This window comes from Bacteriovorax sp. DB6_IX, from assembly GCF_000447775.1.
Taxonomy (GTDB): Bacteria; Bdellovibrionota; Bacteriovoracia; order Bacteriovoracales; family Bacteriovoracaceae; genus Halobacteriovorax_A.
Genome location: NZ_AUNJ01000207.1, coordinates 1 through 207, shown reverse-complemented (window position 1 = coordinate 207; position 207 = coordinate 1). Strand labels below are relative to the sequence as shown.

Annotated in this window: 1 protein-coding gene; it reads right to left on the bottom strand. The window is 34.3% G+C overall.

All coding sequences use genetic code 11. From position 1 onward, the window contains the following. The coding region (locus M901_RS06135; protein ID WP_034720840.1) for a hypothetical protein at window positions 1-207 on the bottom strand (207 nt) is incomplete at both ends.

The window sequence follows — 207 nt, the reverse complement described above, 5'->3', positions numbered from 1 at the left end:
ATCTTATCCAAGAGCGAGACATTCACCCTTACAACAGAGTCTACAAGATTAGTACTTCCAGTTGCTTTCTTACTAGAATTTGATTCCGTTGAATTAGACTTGTTATTTTTTTCTTCTATGATTTTATTTTTTAACTCTTCTGCTTTAAGCCTTAACTGATGAAGGGTTCCCTTATCTGTCGCGACTGCTTCAGTATTTTCTAATGAA